The organism is Janthinobacterium sp. GW460-12-1-14-LB5 (assembly GCF_059423585.1).
In genome coordinates, this window is sequence record NZ_JBWKYD010000007.1 from 84,730 (window position 1) to 99,525 (window position 14,796).

Annotated in this window: 16 protein-coding genes; 7 read left to right on the top strand and 9 right to left on the bottom strand. The window is 66.4% G+C overall.

The window, feature by feature from the left end; translation table 11 throughout:
* Positions 1–7: 7 nt before the first annotated feature.
* Entirely contained in the window at positions 8–838 is an 831-nt protein-coding gene (locus AC07X6_RS08955; protein ID WP_494790721.1) for an ATP-binding cassette domain-containing protein, read from the top strand.
* Here the strand turns inward: AC07X6_RS08955 and AC07X6_RS08960 are convergent.
* The gene (locus AC07X6_RS08960) at positions 795–1,505 is read right to left on the bottom strand and encodes an HAD-IA family hydrolase (RefSeq protein WP_494790722.1); all 711 of its coding nucleotides are present in this window, start codon (positions 1,503–1,505) and stop codon (positions 795–797) included. The genes AC07X6_RS08955 and AC07X6_RS08960 overlap by 44 nt on opposite strands.
* A 55-nt stretch (positions 1,506–1,560) precedes the next feature.
* Entirely contained in the window at positions 1,561–2,028 is a 468-nt protein-coding gene (locus AC07X6_RS08965) for an META domain-containing protein (protein WP_494790723.1), read from the bottom strand.
* Positions 2,029–2,179: 151 nt separating this feature from the next.
* Here AC07X6_RS08965 and AC07X6_RS08970 point away from each other — a divergent pair, with 151 nt between their 5' ends.
* From AC07X6_RS08970 to AC07X6_RS08990, 5 genes are all read left to right on the top strand, one after another.
* A complete protein-coding gene (locus AC07X6_RS08970; protein WP_494790724.1) occupies positions 2,180–3,127 on the top strand; it encodes a hypothetical protein in 948 nt (315 codons plus the stop codon).
* Complete coding sequence (pdxR, locus tag AC07X6_RS08975) at positions 3,124–4,593, top strand: MocR-like pyridoxine biosynthesis transcription factor PdxR (protein ID WP_494790725.1); 1,470 nt, start codon at positions 3,124–3,126, stop codon at positions 4,591–4,593. Before AC07X6_RS08970 ends, pdxR begins: the two co-directional genes overlap by 4 nt.
* A 95-nt stretch (positions 4,594–4,688) precedes the next feature.
* Positions 4,689–5,891, top strand: coding sequence for a benzoate/H(+) symporter BenE family transporter (locus AC07X6_RS08980; protein WP_494790726.1), 1,203 nt, complete (start codon positions 4,689–4,691; stop codon positions 5,889–5,891).
* Positions 5,892–5,976: 85 nt separating this feature from the next.
* Positions 5,977–6,720, top strand: coding sequence for a CPBP family intramembrane glutamic endopeptidase (locus AC07X6_RS08985; RefSeq protein ID WP_494790727.1), 744 nt, complete (start codon positions 5,977–5,979; stop codon positions 6,718–6,720).
* Positions 6,721–6,755: 35 nt separating this feature from the next.
* The gene (locus AC07X6_RS08990) at positions 6,756–7,298 is read left to right on the top strand and encodes a gamma carbonic anhydrase family protein (protein ID WP_494790728.1); all 543 of its coding nucleotides are present in this window, start codon (positions 6,756–6,758) and stop codon (positions 7,296–7,298) included.
* Here the strand turns inward: AC07X6_RS08990 and AC07X6_RS08995 are convergent.
* The 7 genes from AC07X6_RS08995 to AC07X6_RS09025 form a co-directional block, all read right to left on the bottom strand.
* Positions 7,271–8,212, bottom strand: a complete 942-nt coding sequence (locus AC07X6_RS08995) for an acyl-CoA desaturase (RefSeq protein WP_494790729.1) — start codon at positions 8,210–8,212, stop codon at positions 7,271–7,273. The genes AC07X6_RS08990 and AC07X6_RS08995 overlap by 28 nt on opposite strands.
* Positions 8,212–8,529: a DUF3144 domain-containing protein gene (locus AC07X6_RS09000; protein WP_092712778.1), complete on the bottom strand. Its 318-nt coding sequence runs from the start codon at positions 8,527–8,529 to the stop codon at positions 8,212–8,214. The genes AC07X6_RS08995 and AC07X6_RS09000 overlap by 1 nt, the downstream gene beginning before the upstream one ends.
* A gap of 71 nt (positions 8,530–8,600) precedes the next feature.
* On the bottom strand, positions 8,601–9,071 hold the full coding sequence (locus AC07X6_RS09005; protein ID WP_494790827.1) for a gluconokinase: 471 nt from the start codon (positions 9,069–9,071) through the stop codon (positions 8,601–8,603).
* 29 nt (positions 9,072–9,100) lie between these two features.
* Positions 9,101–9,604, bottom strand: coding sequence for an outer membrane lipoprotein YfiB (yfiB, locus tag AC07X6_RS09010; protein ID WP_230540868.1), 504 nt, complete (start codon positions 9,602–9,604; stop codon positions 9,101–9,103).
* A gap of 16 nt (positions 9,605–9,620) precedes the next feature.
* Complete coding sequence (gene dgcN / locus AC07X6_RS09015) at positions 9,621–10,880, bottom strand: diguanylate cyclase DgcN/YfiN (protein ID WP_230540867.1); 1,260 nt, start codon at positions 10,878–10,880, stop codon at positions 9,621–9,623.
* Between the two features lie 8 nt (positions 10,881–10,888).
* Entirely contained in the window at positions 10,889–11,470 is a 582-nt protein-coding gene (yfiR, locus tag AC07X6_RS09020; protein WP_494790730.1) for a regulatory sequestration protein YfiR, read from the bottom strand.
* A gap of 195 nt (positions 11,471–11,665) precedes the next feature.
* On the bottom strand, positions 11,666–13,318 hold the full coding sequence (locus AC07X6_RS09025; RefSeq protein WP_230540865.1) for a Na+/H+ antiporter: 1,653 nt from the start codon (positions 13,316–13,318) through the stop codon (positions 11,666–11,668).
* 176 nt (positions 13,319–13,494) lie between these two features.
* Here AC07X6_RS09025 and AC07X6_RS09030 point away from each other — a divergent pair, with 176 nt between their 5' ends.
* Complete coding sequence (locus AC07X6_RS09030) at positions 13,495–14,793, top strand: cytochrome c (RefSeq protein WP_494790731.1); 1,299 nt, start codon at positions 13,495–13,497, stop codon at positions 14,791–14,793.
* The last annotated feature ends 3 nt before the right edge of the window (positions 14,794–14,796 follow it).

Sequence of the window (14,796 nt, forward strand, 5' to 3'; positions counted from 1 at the left end):
GGACACCATGCTGCTCGCCCCCATCCAGATCGAAACGGACTTTTTGTCGCATTTCGTGCAGTACGACCCGTCCAGCGCGCCGCCGCAGGCGAAGGCGGCGCCGTCCGCCCCCTTGCAGCGGCGTGGCGTTCCCCTGGAACTGGCAAACCTGAGCAAATCCTACACCAGCCGCCCCGTGCTGAAAAACGTCGACCTGCAGCTGGAGGCGGGCGAATTTGTCGCCATCGTGGGACGCAGCGGCTGCGGCAAGAGCACCTTGCTGCGCGCGATCGCGGGGCTGGAAAGCATCGATGAAGGCAGGGTCGCCATCGGCAGCGGTGTGGGCGCACCCGACATCCGCATCATGTTCCAGGAATCGCGGCTGCTGCCGTGGAAGACGGTGCTCGACAACGTGGCCCTGGGCTTGCCCCGTTCCGTCGGCGCGGCGGCCGCCTCGCTGTGGACCGTGGGCCTGGCCGAGCGGGCGGACGACTGGCCGTCGGCCCTGTCGGGCGGGCAAAAGCAGCGCGTGGCGCTGGCGCGCGCCCTCGTGCACGAGCCGCAGTTGCTGCTGCTGGACGAACCATTGGGCGCGCTCGACGCCTTGACGCGCATCGAGATGCAGCAGCTGATCGAGTCGCTGTGGCTGGCGCGGGGCTTTACGGCCGTGCTGGTGACGCACGACGTGGCCGAAGCCGTGGCCCTGGCCGACCGGGTGCTGCTGATCGAGGAGGGGCAGATCGCCCTGGACGTGCGGGTGGACTTGCCGCGCCCCCGTCAGCGCGGCACCGCGGCCTTCGCCGCGCTCGAGCAGGCTATCTTGTCGCGGGTGCTGCAACCGTCTCGGCCAGGACAATAAAGCCGTCGCCATCGACGGTCGCCACGATGTTCTCGTAGCTGGCGATGGCCGGGTGGCGCGTGGCCAGCGGGTGCGCATGCGTGGCGGTGACCACCATGACTTTCGCGCCGGCCGCCTCGCCCGCCTCGATGCCCACCGAGGCATCCTCGAACACCAGACAATCGACGGGCGCCACGCCCAGTTTTTCCGCCGCCAGCAGGTAGCAATCGGGTTTTGGTTTACCGGCCTTGACGTCTTCCGCCGTGACCATGATGGCCGGTATCGGCATGCCGGCCGCCTTCAGGCGCGCCGTGGCCAGCGCGCGCGGCGCCGAGGTGACGATGGCCCATTGCGCGGGCGGCAGCGACTGCAGAAAGCGCAGCGCGCCCGCGATTTCAATAATCCCTTCCACATCGATGATTTCCGCATCCGTGATGCCCTGCGACTCGTGCTGCGCATCGACGCCGGGCAGTCGCAGCCTGGCGATGGTGTCGACCGAGCGCGCGCCGTGGATGGTGGGCAGGAATGCCGCCACGTCGAGGCCCTGGCGCTGCGCCCACGTACCCCAGATGCGTTCGGCGGCGGCGATGGAATTGATGACGGTGCCGTCCATATCAAAAAGAAAAGCCCGGTAGCGGCCGGCGGCCGATGGCGTTGGGGATGACGACGGCGAGGGCAGTGCGGACATGGCTTCCTTCCAGATGATGGGCTGGAAGCCATTGTAACGGCAGCCGGTTTTTATTTCACAGATAGACCGATTCAAAGCGGGCCACGGGCGCGCCATCCTTGAGCAGGATCAGTACCTCGCCTTCGAAGCGGTAGCCCGTCACGCTGTTCAAATTGGCCAGCACGGCGCTTTCCAGCTGCATCAGGGGCGGCGGGCAGGCCATGCGCGTGCCGGCCAGCTGCGTGAAGCGCAGGGCCGTGCCGGCTAGCGTGTAGCCGCCCACGACGCGGTTGCAGCCCGTAAAACCATGAACCTTGCCATCGTCGGTGAGGGTGATGCGCACTTCGCGCTCCTGCTCGGGTGCCATCGTCACGGGAGCGCCATCGAGTTCCGTCAGCTTCCAGTAGGTATTCGTCAGGCTGTACGTGGGCGTCAGCCCCGTGTCCTGCCTGGCGCTGTCGGGCGTGGTGGCGCAGCCTCCGGCCATGGCGATGGCGGCGGCGAGGGACAGGTATTTGAAACGATGCGTCAGGCGATGCAGCATGGTGAACTCCAGTGTCAAGGCGAATAGCCGCCAGACTAGCAGTTTTTTCGTGCCCGCCCGCGTACCGCAGCGGCGAATGTTGCTATTTTGCCAGTTCTGGCATTAAACTCATGCTTTCTGCTGTTTCAACCTTGATCGGGGAGCGGGGCCGATGCTGCAAGCGCAAGCGCTGGATAATCGACTGGTCGCCACCACTGCCGACGACGTGCTGGTCGACCGCATCGTGCCTGGCGCGCCGCTGGTCATCGCCTTCGGCTTCGTTTCGTGGACGACGCGCCCCGCCTTCGATTTCTACGGGCGCCTGAAAAAGCTGGAGCAGGCCAGCGGCCAGTATCTGAACAAGATACTCGTGCGCGATTCGGGCAATGCCTGGTATCACCGCCGCATCGCGGGCCTGGGCAGCCACGTGGATGAGACGGCGCAAGCCTTGCGCGACCTCGTGCGCCGCATCGCACCGAGCCAGGTCACCACCCTGGGCCAGTCCATGGGCGCGTATGCGGCCGTCATGTATGGCGTGCTGCTCGATACGCAGCAGATCGTCGCCTTCGGACCCTTGTCTTTTCTGGACGTGCAGCAGGCGCGTTTGTACCACGAGCTGCGCTGGCTGCCCGTGATGGAATCGCTGGCGCAGGATCCGCCAGCCTCGGGATATTACGACCTGGCGGCCCTGTGCCGCGCCAGGGCGACGGATAAGACGCAGCTGCACCTGCTGTTCGGCACGCGGCCGGACGCGGTCAACGGGGGAGGAGGCGCCAGCGCCAGCGAATCGGTCAACCTCGACGCCATGCACGCGCAGCGCCTGGCGCCATTTGGCCGCTGTACCCTGCATCCGTTCCCCCAGTCGGGCCACGCGGTGGTGCAGCACCTGATCGACACGAAGCGCATCAATGGTTTACTGGCCAGCTGCATACTCGGTCTCGCCTTGGACGATGAGCCGATGCCGGACATCAGTCGCGAATGGCTGGACTGGGTGGCGGAAAACCTGCGCCTGGGCTGCGCCGGCGAACAGCTGGTGGCGGTGCTGCAGCAGCACGGTTTTTCGCTGGCCAGCAGCATGGCGGCCGTGGATGCTGTCCGCGCCGCGCCGAAGGCGCCATGACGCCGCAGTTCGAACTCGACACCCTGAAAATCCGCCTCGCCGCTCCCGGACTGGCGGCGCTCGACTTGCGTGTGCGCGTGCAGCGCGCGCTGCGCCAGATGATACTCGACGGCGTGCTGGCGCCCGGCCTGCGCCTGCCGGCCACGCGCGCGCTGGCGCAATCGCTGGGCGTGTCGCGCGAGACGGTGGAAATGGCGTATGCGCAGCTGCGCCTCGATGGCTATGTGCGGCGGCAGGCGGGATCGGGCAGTTTTGTGTCGCCGACGATAGGCGCGAGCTTGCTGGGCAAGCCCGCGACGACGCTGCAGCCCTTGTCCCAGCAGCCGGTGGCGCTCAGCGCGCGCGGCGCGCAGATCCTCGCCAGCGGCGGCGTGGCCGACCAGCAAAGCGTGAAGGCTTTCGCCACGGGCTTGCCGGAAACGCGGGCCTTCCCCGTCGACGTCTGGGAGCGCTTGCGGCGCCAGGCCGCCGGCGAACACCATGTGCTGCTGCACGGCGACCCGCAAGGGGCCGAGCCGCTGCGCCAGGCCATCGCCGACTATGTGAATCTGGAGCGGGGCGCGCGGGCCACGGCCGGCCAGGTGCTGGTGCTGAGCAGCACGCGCCAGGCCCTGTACCTGTGCGCGCAGGTGCTGGCCGACGCGCACGGCCCCATCCTGATGGAAGACCCCGGCTATTTCGGCGCCCGCAAGGCTTTCGAGATGGCGCAATTGCGGGTCGTGCCCGTGCCTGTCGATGCCGATGGCTTGTCCATCGACCACCTGCGCGCGGACCGCAGCGGGGCCAACACGATCTACGTCACGCCGTCGCATCAATACCCGACGGGCGCCACCCTGGCACTCGGACGTCGCCTGGAGCTGGTTGCTTGGGCGGCCGAGCGCCAGGGCTGGATCATCGAAGACGATTACGACAGCCAGTTTCACTACGCGGGCTTGCCGACGGCGTGCGTGCAGGGGCTAGACACGCGGCAGCGCACGATTTACCTGGGCACCTTCGCCAAGTCGCTGTATCCGGGACTGCGCATCGGCTACATGGTGCTGCCGCCCGTGCTGGTGACACCGATGACCTATGCGCGCAGCATCCTCGATGGCCACACGCCGCAACTGGATCAGCTGACCTTGGCCCGTTTCATCGCCGACGGCCATTTCGCGGCCCATGTGCGCGCCATGCGCAAGGTCTACGCCGTGCGCCGCGACGCGATGGCGCAGGCCGTGCAGCGGCATTTGCCGCACGTCGTCACGGCGCAGCTGCCGCCGGGCGGCTTGCAACTGCCATGCCTGCTGCACGAGGGCAGGGCAGAGCTGGAAACGCTGCGCCTGGCGGCCCAGGCGGGCATCGTGCTGCCGGGCCTGAGCCGGCTGTATGCGACGCCGCCGGTGCGGGGCGGCTGGCTGCTGGGCTTTGCGGCGCTCACGCCGCACGAGATCGACAGCGGCATCGTCCGCCTGGCCCGCGCCCTGGGGTGATTGCGCAAGTGGTCTGTTATATGTGAGGAAATTGGCCTGTCTGAACAGTCCATGCGGCCATTACACTGCTCCCTTTCATTGCCAGGGGCATACACATGACATCAACCACCACCACCGCGATGGCCGGCCGGGCGCGCCGGCGCGACCTGGCTTCCCCCATCATGGCAGCCTTCATTTCCGTCCTCGTCAACTATGGCGGCACCTTCGTGCTGGTGTTCCAGGCGGCCCAGCTGGCCCAGCTGAGCGCCGCGCAGACGGCGTCCTGGGTCTGGTCGCTGAGCATCGGCGTGGGCGTGACGGGCATCTGGCTCAGCTACCGCTACCGCGCGCCCATCATCACGGCCTGGTCCACGCCCGGCGTGGCCTTCCTGGCCACCGTCATGCCGCACACGCCGTATGCCGAGGTGATCGGCGCCTATATCGTGTCCGCCATCGCCTTCATTCTGCTGGGCATGTCCGGCGCCTTCGAGCGCCTGGTGCGGCTGATTCCAGGCGGCATCGCCGCCGGCTTGCTGGCCGGTATCCTACTGCAGTTTGGCGTGAATGCGTTCGGCGGCGCCAGCGCCGACCCCGTGCTGGTCGTCGTATTACTGCTGTCGTACGCCGTGCTGCGCCGTTTCACGGCACGCTTTGCCGTGGTGGGCATCATGCTGATCGGCCTGGCCCTGCTGCTGGTGCAGGGACGCATCTATGCGCACGGCATAGCACTGGCCCTGGCCGCGCCCGTGTTCGAGATGCCGCGCTTTTCCGTGGCGTCGCTGCTGGGCGTGGCGCTGCCCCTGTTCCTGATCACGCTGACGGGGCAATACATGCCCGGCATGCTGGTGCTGCGCAATGACGGTTACCAGGTCAGCGCCAATCCCATTTTGACGATGACGGGACTCGGTTCGCTGCTCATGGCGCCGTTCGGCGCGCACGCCTTCAACGTAGCCGCCATCACGGCCGCCATCTGCACGGGCAAGGATGCGCATGCGGACCCGTCGAAGCGCTATGTGGCGGGGCTGGCGTGCGGCGTGCTGTACATCCTCGTGGGCATCTTCGGCGTGACACTGGCCAGCCTGTTCATGGTCTTGCCGCGCAGTTTTATTACGGCGCTGGCGGGTCTGGCCTTGCTGGGCGCAATCGGCAACAGCCTGGCGCAGGCGATGGCGGACGTGCGCATGCGCGAGACTGCCCTGATCACGTTTCTTGCCACGGCGGCGAACGTCACCCTGCTGGGCGTGGGCGGCGCCTTGTGGGGATTGGCGGCGGGACTGGCGGCGCATGGGCTGATGCATGGCTGGCGCAAGGCGGCATAGCAAGACAGGTTGCCCGTTTTGCCAGCCGCCGCATACAATTGCTGCGCCCGTGCCCGTTGGCACCGTCCTTTTCCCGATGTGAGCGATGGCCGACCTGACTTCCCTGGCGCAGTACCTGCTGGCGATCACGCCCGCCTTCCTCGTCTGCGCCGCCTTGCTGCTGGCCATTCCCCGTACTGCGCCACGCACTGTGCCGCTGCTGCGCGTGCTCGTGCACATTTTATTTTTCGTGCTGGCGCGCGATGCGATGACGGCGCACGGCTACTGGCAAGTGGCGGCGGGCGGCTTGCGCTTCACGGCGCCGGCCCCGGTCTTGCTGGCGCTGGGCGCCATGTCGCTGGGGCTGGTGGCAAGTACGTGCTGGCTGGAAAGCGAGGCGCGCCGCCAGATCCGCTGGCTGGGCACGCGGCCGATCCTGTCCCTGCTGCTGGGCGTGGGGGGCGCGTGTATGATCATCGCGCTGGCAACGGGCTTGAAAGCCCTGTTTAACTTGCCATCCTTGCCGCCCGTCGCCCCATCCGCGCTGCCCTTGCTGCTGGGTTTTGCGCTGGCGGCCAACTGTTATGAGGAATTGCTGTTTCGCGGCTTGCTGCAGCAGCAATTGCGCGCCTGGCTGCCGGCCTGGCGCGCGGCGCTGGTGTCGGGCCTGCTGTTTGGCCTGTGCCACGCCTTCCTCGCCACCACCGTCACGCAGGTGGGCGCGCCCATCGTCGTCTTCACCGTGATCGAGGGCGTGGTGGCGGGGCTGGTATATTGCCGTGCCGGCTTGCTGGGCGCATCGCTGGCGCATGGCTTGGCGATTTTTGCGCTGGCGGCTGGCTGGGTGTGAAACCTGTTGTTTAATATCAAAGAAACGAGAAGACAATGCCTGTAAGTTCTTACCTGAATACCCGCCCCGTGCTGGGCGAACGCGTCTACCTGCATGACACGGCGCAAGTGATCGGCGACGTGCAGATCGGCGACGATTGCTCCATCTGGTGCAACAGCGTGCTGCGCGGCGACGTCAACCGCATCGTCATCGGCGAGGGCAGCAATATCCAGGACTTTTCCATGGGCCATGTGTCGCACAAGAATGCGGCCAAGCCCGACGGTTCACCGTTGACCATCGGCAAGTATGTGACCATCGGCCATTCCGTGATCTTGCACGGCTGCACGATTGGCGATGAATGCCTGATCGGCATGGGCAGCATCGTCATGGATGACGTGGTGGTGGAAAAGCACGTGATGCTGGGCGCGGGCAGCCTGGTGTCGCCGGGCAAGGTGCTGGAAAGCGGCCACCTGTACGTGGGCCGCCCGGCCGCCAAGGTGCGCGCACTGACGGATGCCGAGATCGCCTACCTGCGCTATTCGGCCGAGCATTATGTGCGCGTGAAGAACAATTACCTGGCCGGTGGCGACGACGCCTGATTGTCGGCATGATCGAGGCGGCGCAGTTCCGGCCGCGGTGCCAGGTCGTCCGGCAGGCGCAAGGCGGATACCAATCCCAGGCGGCGCAACAGCAGCAGCATCCACCAGCCCGGGTCCCATTCGCCCGGCAGCAGGCCCAGCCTGGCTGAACCCGGATACGCGTGGTGATTGTTATGCCAGCATTCGCCCATGGTCAGCAGCGACGTCAGGCGGATATTTCTCCCTTGTACGGCGGCGCCGTCGACATGGAAGTGCATTTGGCCATGGTTGTGGGCGAAGTAGCCGATCAGCCAGTGGCCGAGCACGCCGGCGCTGACCCTGGCGCACACGCCCCAGCAAACCAGACCCCAGCCGCCCCAGGCGAAGCACAGCATGGCCCACGGCAATTGCTGCAGCATCCAGGTTCTTTCCAGGAAACAGTAAAAGCGGTCGTGCGCGATGCGCGGCTCGATGGCGATGTGCGGCGGGTGGTCGAGCTCGAGGCGGCAGAACAATTGCCACCAGGCATCACGCCAGAAACCGGCGCCGTGGCGCAAATAGGGATGGCAAGCGGGCAGGCGCTGGGCATAGTCGCGCAGTTCGTGCTGGCGCAGCAGACCCAGCGGGCCGCTGAGTCCCACCAGCACGCCCAGGTAGACGAGCAGGTATTCCAGCCATGGCGGACATTGAAAGCTGTCGTGGATCAGTTTGCGGTGGCTGCCCAGCGAATGGCCGAACAGCAGGACGATGGCCGTGCCGGCCGCAAACAGCAGCAGGCCGGTCCAGCTGAAGAAGCACAGGACGCCGGTCACGGCGCCGGCCAGCATGGCCGTCAGCCACAGCGAGGGCAGCGGCGCATAGCGCACCGCGCCGTCCAGCACGCTACCCGCGTGCGTGGCGCGGGCGCGGTGGCCGTCCAGGCTGGCTGCGGACATCAACCCTTGGGGGCCGACGACGGTTGCGTGTACTTGTCGAAGTTGGTGATGTAGTCGTTGAAGTTATCGGTCAGCATGCGCTTGTACTGTTCCGTGAAGAACGCCACGGCGCCTTCCTTCTCTGCCTGCATCTTGGCCACGTCATTGCTCTTGCTGGCGACGAGGAAGGCGTTGAAGCGGGCGGCCGCGTACAGCAGCGAGGTGGCCACCTCATTGCCGCCACTGTGCATGCATTGCTCATTGGCCAGGGCGATGACCTGGTCGGCGCGCTCCCAGAATTCCGGGCCTGGTGCTGGTTTTGTCGTTGGTGTGCTCATAAAAATCCCTCATGAAAGTGCGCGCCAGTCTACACAGGGGGCCGCGGGCTGTCCAGCCGCGCGGCTGACCGTCAGGGCGCTTGCAGGATCTGTGCGAGCAGCACGGCCAGCGGCTGGCGGATGTCGAGCACGATGCCGGCCTCGTCCGCCTGCAGCGGCTGCAGGGTGGCCAGCTGGCTGTCGAGCAGGCTGGACGGCATGAAATGGCCGGGGCGCTGCATGCGGCGCTCCAGCACGGCGCGCGGACCGTCCAGGTGGACGAAGCGCAGGGCAGGGTCGCCTGCGCGCAACACGTCGCGGTAGGCGCGCTTCAGGGCCGAGCAGGAGACGACCAGGCCGCTGCCCTGCGCGCGGGCCGTGGCGATGCGGTCGCGCAGGGCGGCCAGCCAGCCGGCCCGGTCGGCATCGTCGAGCGCGATGCCGGCCGCCATCTTGGCCACGTTTTCCGGGGAATGCACGTCGTCGCCTTCCACGCAGGGCACGTGCAAGGCGTCGGCCAGCAGGCTGCCGACGGCGCTCTTGCCGCAGCCGGACACGCCCATCACGACCCAGCGGACGGGCTCGCCCACGCTCACGGCGCCGAAACGATGACGGTGACGCGGCGGTTTTCCGCCTTGCCCGTCTTGCTGGCGTTCGAGGCCACCGGTTTGCTCATGCCCAGGCCCTTGACGCTGATGTTGTCGCGTGGAATGCCCGATGCGCTCATGGCGTCGGCCACCACGTTGGCGCGCGCCAGCGACAGCTTGTTGTTGTACGCTTCCGTGCCTTCGTTATCCGTATGGCCTTCCACGCGCATGTGGGTAATGCCCACTTTCAGCAGGGCGGCGCTGATTTTCTGGATGGCGTTGCGGCTCGGTGCCGTCAGCTTGGCGGCGTCGAATTCGAACAGCAGCTTGTCGGTAAAGCTCAGCTCCCAGCCTTCGTCCGTCTGGTTGAAGCCTTGCTCCTTCAGGGTGGCGACTTGCTCGGCATTGAACAGCGGTTTGGTCGCTGGCGTGCTCTGGCAGGCGGCCAGCAGGCCAACGAAGAAGAGGCCGAGGAAGCCGAGACGTAATTGCTTGTAGATAAATTGCATGGTGTTGCTCCTTGGTTCAGGGGTGAGTGTGGGGTTGCGGCAGGCGCGCCACCTGGCGCGTGCCGCGCTGCGCCTGCTTGGCGCGGTACATGGCTTCGTCCGCCGCGCCTACCAGCGACACGGCGTCGATGGCGTGATCGGGGAAGACGGCCACGCCGATGGTCAGCGAGCTGACGATGCTATTGCCTGTGGGCAGTTCAATGGCTTGCGCCATGGCGGCGATGATATTGTCGGCGATGTGCATGGCGTCGCTGCTGTTGCGCAGCGGCTTGAGCAGGATGGCGAATTCGTCGCCGCCCAGGCGCGCCACCAGGTCGCCTTCGCGCAATTGCTGCTTGATGCGCGCGGCGATCGTCACCAGCACGCGGTCGCCCGAGGCATGGCCAAACGTATCGTTGATGTACTTGAAACGGTCGCTGTCGAGGAACAGTACGGCCACCTTGCCGTTGCCGATGCGCGCTTCGAGGATGGCGCGTTCCAGCTCCGCCTCCATGAAGGCGCGGTTCGACAGGCCCGTCAGGCTGTCGTGGTTGGCGCGGTGCGACAGCGAGGCGTTTTCCTTCTGCAGATGGCTTTGCCACGCTTCCAGTTCGTCGAGCAGGGCATTGAAGTCGTCATTGATCTGGTTCAGTTCGGCGATGTTGGCCGGCGGCACCCGCAGTTCGAACGAACGGTCGCGCCGCACGCGGTGGGCCGTTTCCGCCAGGTGGCGCAGGGGCGACGTGATCTCCGTTTCCATGCGGCGCGACAGGCGCACGGCGACGGCCAGGCTCAGCACCAGGCAAGCGAGCAGGCAGGTCAGGCCGCTGAGCAGGAAGGGCAGCAGGCTGCGGCTGTGCGGCACCAGCTTGATGCTGCCGATGACCTGCTCATTGCGCGTGATGGGGAAGGTCAGCGAATCGGGCAGCATCCAGCCCGTCAGCGCCCGTTCGATGTAGTAGCGCGTGCTGTGCTGGCCCCGTTCCCAGCGGGCCAGCACCTTGCCGTTCTTGTCGTTGACCTGGGCCTGGTCGATGTCTTCATTGACGCCGATCAAGGCCAGCGCTTCCCTGGCGGCCATGGAGTCGCCGAAGACGACGGCCCCTTCCACCGTGTAGCTCATCGAACGGGCCACCAGGCGCAGGTTCTGGTCCGAATACACGCGCAGGGCCAGCAGCGCCACGGCCGTCAGGGTCAGGCCGGCCGCCAGCACGGCGATCAGCGACACGCTCAGGTGGGCGCGCCGCAGCACGCTGTCGAGCGTGGGGCGGGGCTTGCGCGCCAGCTTAGGGGGCATGCCGGGGCTCATGGCGGCGGTCCCTTGCGACGTGCAATTTGCAAGGCGTTCGGGTGCACGCGCAGGCCGCTGCGGGCGATGGCGTCGAGGTTGACGTCAAAACCGATCTGCGCCTCGTTGAGGCGCAGGCAAAACATGGTGCCCACGGTGCAGGATGTGCCCGGTTCGGCGACCGACAAGATCGGCTTGCCGATGATCTGCGTCAGCAGATGCTCGCGTTCGCCCTCGGGCAGGCTGCCCAGGTAGGCGACGTCGCATTCGCTGGCCGCGCTGGTCGCCGCCGGGGTTTTCACGCGGATGCGCTGGCCCAGGCTGGACGCGGGCGTGTCGACGATGGCCGCCCCGTAGCGGGGTGTACCGAGCATGCAGACGCGCACTTCCGGGCGCGCCACGGGCCAGCGCACATAGCTGATGATGCCGAACAGGACCTGGGCCACTTCGGCGGGACGCCTGGCGTCGGCCGCCGCGCCCGCTTGCGCCCACGCCGCGGCTGGCGCCAGCGCAGTGCCGGCGAGCAGCGAGGCCAGCAGCACGGAGGCGAGCAGGGCAGGCAGCGCGGGGCGTTGCCGGTGGCGGGAGGAGGAGGGCACGGCGTCGGTGTCTTTATGCAGGTCGGGGTGGCTATTCAAATAGTTACTCAACAACACAGACTGTACGGAAGTCCATGTTGAAAGTAAATCACGGCATCACGCCATAAACCTTGCATTATAAACATGAATGTGAAAACTTGCATTCTTTGCCATGAGAATTGCTAATCAACACTGCTTTGCTGCGCCAGAGTGTTGCTATTCTTCCAGTGTCGCTTCCAGCAAGTCGATTTCGCGCAGCAGGCGCAAATGGATGGTGTCGTCCAGTTCGCCCGAAATGCGGCGGCGGAACAGTTCATCGCGTTCCGCATTGAGCGCTTCCAGGCGCAGTGCGCGCTCGGCCTTGGCCAGTTCCTGCAGCCGCATCGCCTCGTCGTTGCTGCTTTCGCCATACGCGAGGCGGCGCCGGTAGGCTTCGATCAGGCGGTTGGCCGCCTCCGTGACGACTTGCTGCTTGTCATTTTTGTCGATGCCTTCGCAGACTTTTTCCAGCCGCGCGATGGCCGCTTCGGCGGCGGCGGCGCGCGCGTTGCGCTCTTCCGTCGAACGGCGCGCGGGCGGCGCGAACACCAGGCCCTTGGTCAGCAGGGGCAAGGTAACGCTGGCCAGTACCAGGGACAGCAAGATCACGCCCATGGCCAGGAAGATGACGAGGTCGCGCGCGGGAAAGCGCGTGCCGTCGGGCAAAAACAACGGCAAGGTCAGGATGCCGGCCAGAGTCAGCGCGCCGCGCACGCCCGCGAACGAGGCCACCAGCAGCAATCGCAGGCTGGGGCGCGCCAGCAGCGCCGCGTCCTTCGGCTCGCCCGCTACTTTCTTGTGGTGCTTGAACAGGGTCAGCTTCATCGAGATGAAGACCCAGAGGAAGCGCATGAAGGTCAGCCCCACCGTGATGGCGATGACGAACAGGGGCAGTTTCCAGGCGCTGCCGGCACCCACTTCCATGGAAGCGGCGGGCAAGCCGGCCACGGTGGCGGGCAGCTGCGCGCCCAGCATGACGAAGATCACGCCATTCAAGACCAGTTGCACGGTATCCCACACGGCCTTGCGCTGGGTGCGCGTGGCGGCCAGCGGGCGGCCGATCAGGTCGGCGTAATGCATGGACACGCCCGCCGTGGCGGCGGCCAGGATGCCGGAACCGTGGATTTGCTCGGCGCCCAGGTAGGCGGCGAACGGGATCAGGATGCTGATCAGGATTTGCAGGCCCGGCTCTTCGCCCACCTTGCTCACCAGCCATTTATTTGCCAGCCCCACGCCCCACGAGATGGCCAGGCCGATGACGATGCCGCCGCCTGCTTCCTGCAGGAAACTCAGCGAGGCGGCGCCGATGGAAAAGCCGCCCGTCATCATGGCGCCTACGGCAAACGTGAAGCAGACCAGGCCCGAAGCGTCGTTCAGCAGGGATTCGCCCTCGAGGATGTGCATCAGGCGCGGCGGGATGGGGTTGCCTGCCGCGATGGCCGAGACGGCCACGGGGTCCGTCGGCGACAGGATGGCACCGAGCGCGAAGGCCACAGCCAGCGGCACGCTGGGAATCAGCCAGTCGATGAAAAAGCCCATGCCCAGCACGGTAAACAGCACCAGGCCGATGGCCAGCATCAGGATCGAGCGCGCGTCGGAAAAGAAGGCGCCCTTGGGAATGCGCCAGCCATCGAGAAACAGCAGCGGCGGAATGAAGAGCAGGAAGAAAATGTCGGGATCGAGCGGCACTTGCACGCCAAACAGGGCCAAACCCGTGCCGCCGGCGATCTGGATCAGGGGCAGCGGCAGCTTGACCCAGCGCGAGCGGGCAATGAAGCCGCACAGGACGACGGTCAACACGAGAATGAGGATGATGGTAACGGTATGCATGAAGAGAGCGGCGGCGTGCTGAAACGCTGATTATAAGGCGCAGCCCGCTTGCGGCACGACCTCCGTGTCATTGCGTACATACAACAAGTCACAATCGCGGTAAGATTGTCACCATCGCCTGCCGCCGCCATCCCTGCGCGGCAGGCGCGTACCTGGCCTTTTACCGGATTCCTGTTTTGCTCAAGAAAATTTTCACCGGCTTGCTGCTCCTGCTGGCGCTGCTCATCGCCGCCGCGCTGGCCGCGTATCTGTATTACTGGCGCCCCGCGCTTGCGCCCATCGATCCGCCTGCCGCCACGGCTTTTTCCCCGCAATTGGTGGAGCGGGGCCGCATCCTGGCCGGCATGGGCAATTGCGCCGCCTGCCACACGGCCAAGGGCGGCGCCGAGTACGCGGGCGGCCACGGGCTGGCCACGCCGTTCGGCACGATTTACGCGACGAACATCACGCCGGACCGGCAAACGGGGATCGGCCGCTGGTCGCCGGCCGCCTTCCAGCGGGCCATGCGCGAAGGCGTGGGCCGCGATGGCGCCCATTTGTATCCCGTCTTTCCGTACACCCATTTCAACCTGGTGTCGGACGCCGACCTGACGGCCCTGTACGCCTACTTCATGACGCGCCGGCCCGTGTATGCGGTGGCGCCCGCCAACGGCGTGCCTTTCCCCCTGAATTTGCGGCCGCTACAGGCGGGCTGGAAGCTGCTGTTTTTCAAGCCGGCCAGTTTTCAGCTTGATCCCGCGCAAGGGCTGGACTGGAACCGGGGCCGCTACCTGGCCGAGGGCCTGGCCCATTGCGCCGCCTGCCACACGCCGCGCAACGCGCTGGGTGCCGAGCTTGCCGGTGCGGCGTATCTGGGCGCGTCCATCGACCACTGGTACGCGCCAGCCTTGACCAGCGCCAACACGGCGCCCTTGCCGTGGACGCAGGACGAGCTGTATGCCTTTTTGCGCACGGGGGCGACGGCCCTGCACGGCGTGGCGGCCGGGCCCATGTCGGCCGTCGTGCACGAAGGCATGGGCGCCTCGCCCGATAGCGATATCCGCGCGCTGGCCACGTATTTTGCCGGCGTGGCCGGAGCTGACGGGCGCAAGGTGGATGCGGATGCCGTGATCAAGGCCGGCATCGCCCGTTCGCAGCGCGTCAGCCTGGTCGACAACGACCGTGGCGCCAGCCTGTACGTGGCCGCCTGCGCGGCGTGCCATTCGAACAGCGATGGAAAACCCGCGGCCCTGCGTCCCGAGCTGAGCCTGAACAGCGCCGTCAGCGCGCCCGATCCCGCCAACCTGATCCAGGTGATATTGCACGGCATCGGCAAGGATGAAGCCATGCCCGGCGTGCTGATGCCTGGCTTTGCCGCCTCACTGACGGACAACGACGTGGCCCAGCTGGCTGCCTATCTGCGCCGCAGCCGCAGCCACCAGCCGGCCTGGACGAACCTGGAAGCGGTAGTGGCGCGCACGCGCGCCGGCAAGTAATTC

Excerpts from the sequence above, each read along its gene's own strand:
- AC07X6_RS09000 (WP_092712778.1), bottom strand. The coding sequence starts at position 8,529 with ATGAGCACACCAACGACAAAACCAGCACCAGGCCCGGAATTCTGGGAG.
- AC07X6_RS08960 (WP_494790722.1), bottom strand. The coding sequence starts at position 1,505 with ATGTCCGCACTGCCCTCGCCGTCGTCATCCCCAACGCCATCGGCCGCC.
- AC07X6_RS08970 (WP_494790724.1), top strand. The coding sequence starts at position 2,180 with ATGCTGCAAGCGCAAGCGCTGGATAATCGACTGGTCGCCACCACTGCC.
- AC07X6_RS08955 (WP_494790721.1), top strand. The coding sequence starts at position 8 with ATGCTGCTCGCCCCCATCCAGATCGAAACGGACTTTTTGTCGCATTTC.
- AC07X6_RS08990 (WP_494790728.1), top strand. The coding sequence starts at position 6,756 with ATGCCTGTAAGTTCTTACCTGAATACCCGCCCCGTGCTGGGCGAACGC.
- AC07X6_RS08980 (WP_494790726.1), top strand. The coding sequence starts at position 4,689 with ATGACATCAACCACCACCACCGCGATGGCCGGCCGGGCGCGCCGGCGC.
- pdxR (WP_494790725.1), top strand. The coding sequence starts at position 3,124 with ATGACGCCGCAGTTCGAACTCGACACCCTGAAAATCCGCCTCGCCGCT.
- AC07X6_RS08965 (WP_494790723.1), bottom strand. The coding sequence starts at position 2,028 with ATGCTGCATCGCCTGACGCATCGTTTCAAATACCTGTCCCTCGCCGCC.
- AC07X6_RS08985 (WP_494790727.1), top strand. The coding sequence starts at position 5,977 with ATGGCCGACCTGACTTCCCTGGCGCAGTACCTGCTGGCGATCACGCCC.
- dgcN (WP_230540867.1), bottom strand. The coding sequence starts at position 10,880 with ATGCCCCCTAAGCTGGCGCGCAAGCCCCGCCCCACGCTCGACAGCGTG.
- AC07X6_RS08995 (WP_494790729.1), bottom strand. The coding sequence starts at position 8,212 with ATGTCCGCAGCCAGCCTGGACGGCCACCGCGCCCGCGCCACGCACGCG.
- AC07X6_RS09025 (WP_230540865.1), bottom strand. The coding sequence starts at position 13,318 with ATGCATACCGTTACCATCATCCTCATTCTCGTGTTGACCGTCGTCCTG.
- yfiB (WP_230540868.1), bottom strand. The coding sequence starts at position 9,604 with ATGCAATTTATCTACAAGCAATTACGTCTCGGCTTCCTCGGCCTCTTC.
- AC07X6_RS09005 (WP_494790827.1), bottom strand. The coding sequence starts at position 9,071 with ATGGGCGTGTCCGGCTGCGGCAAGAGCGCCGTCGGCAGCCTGCTGGCC.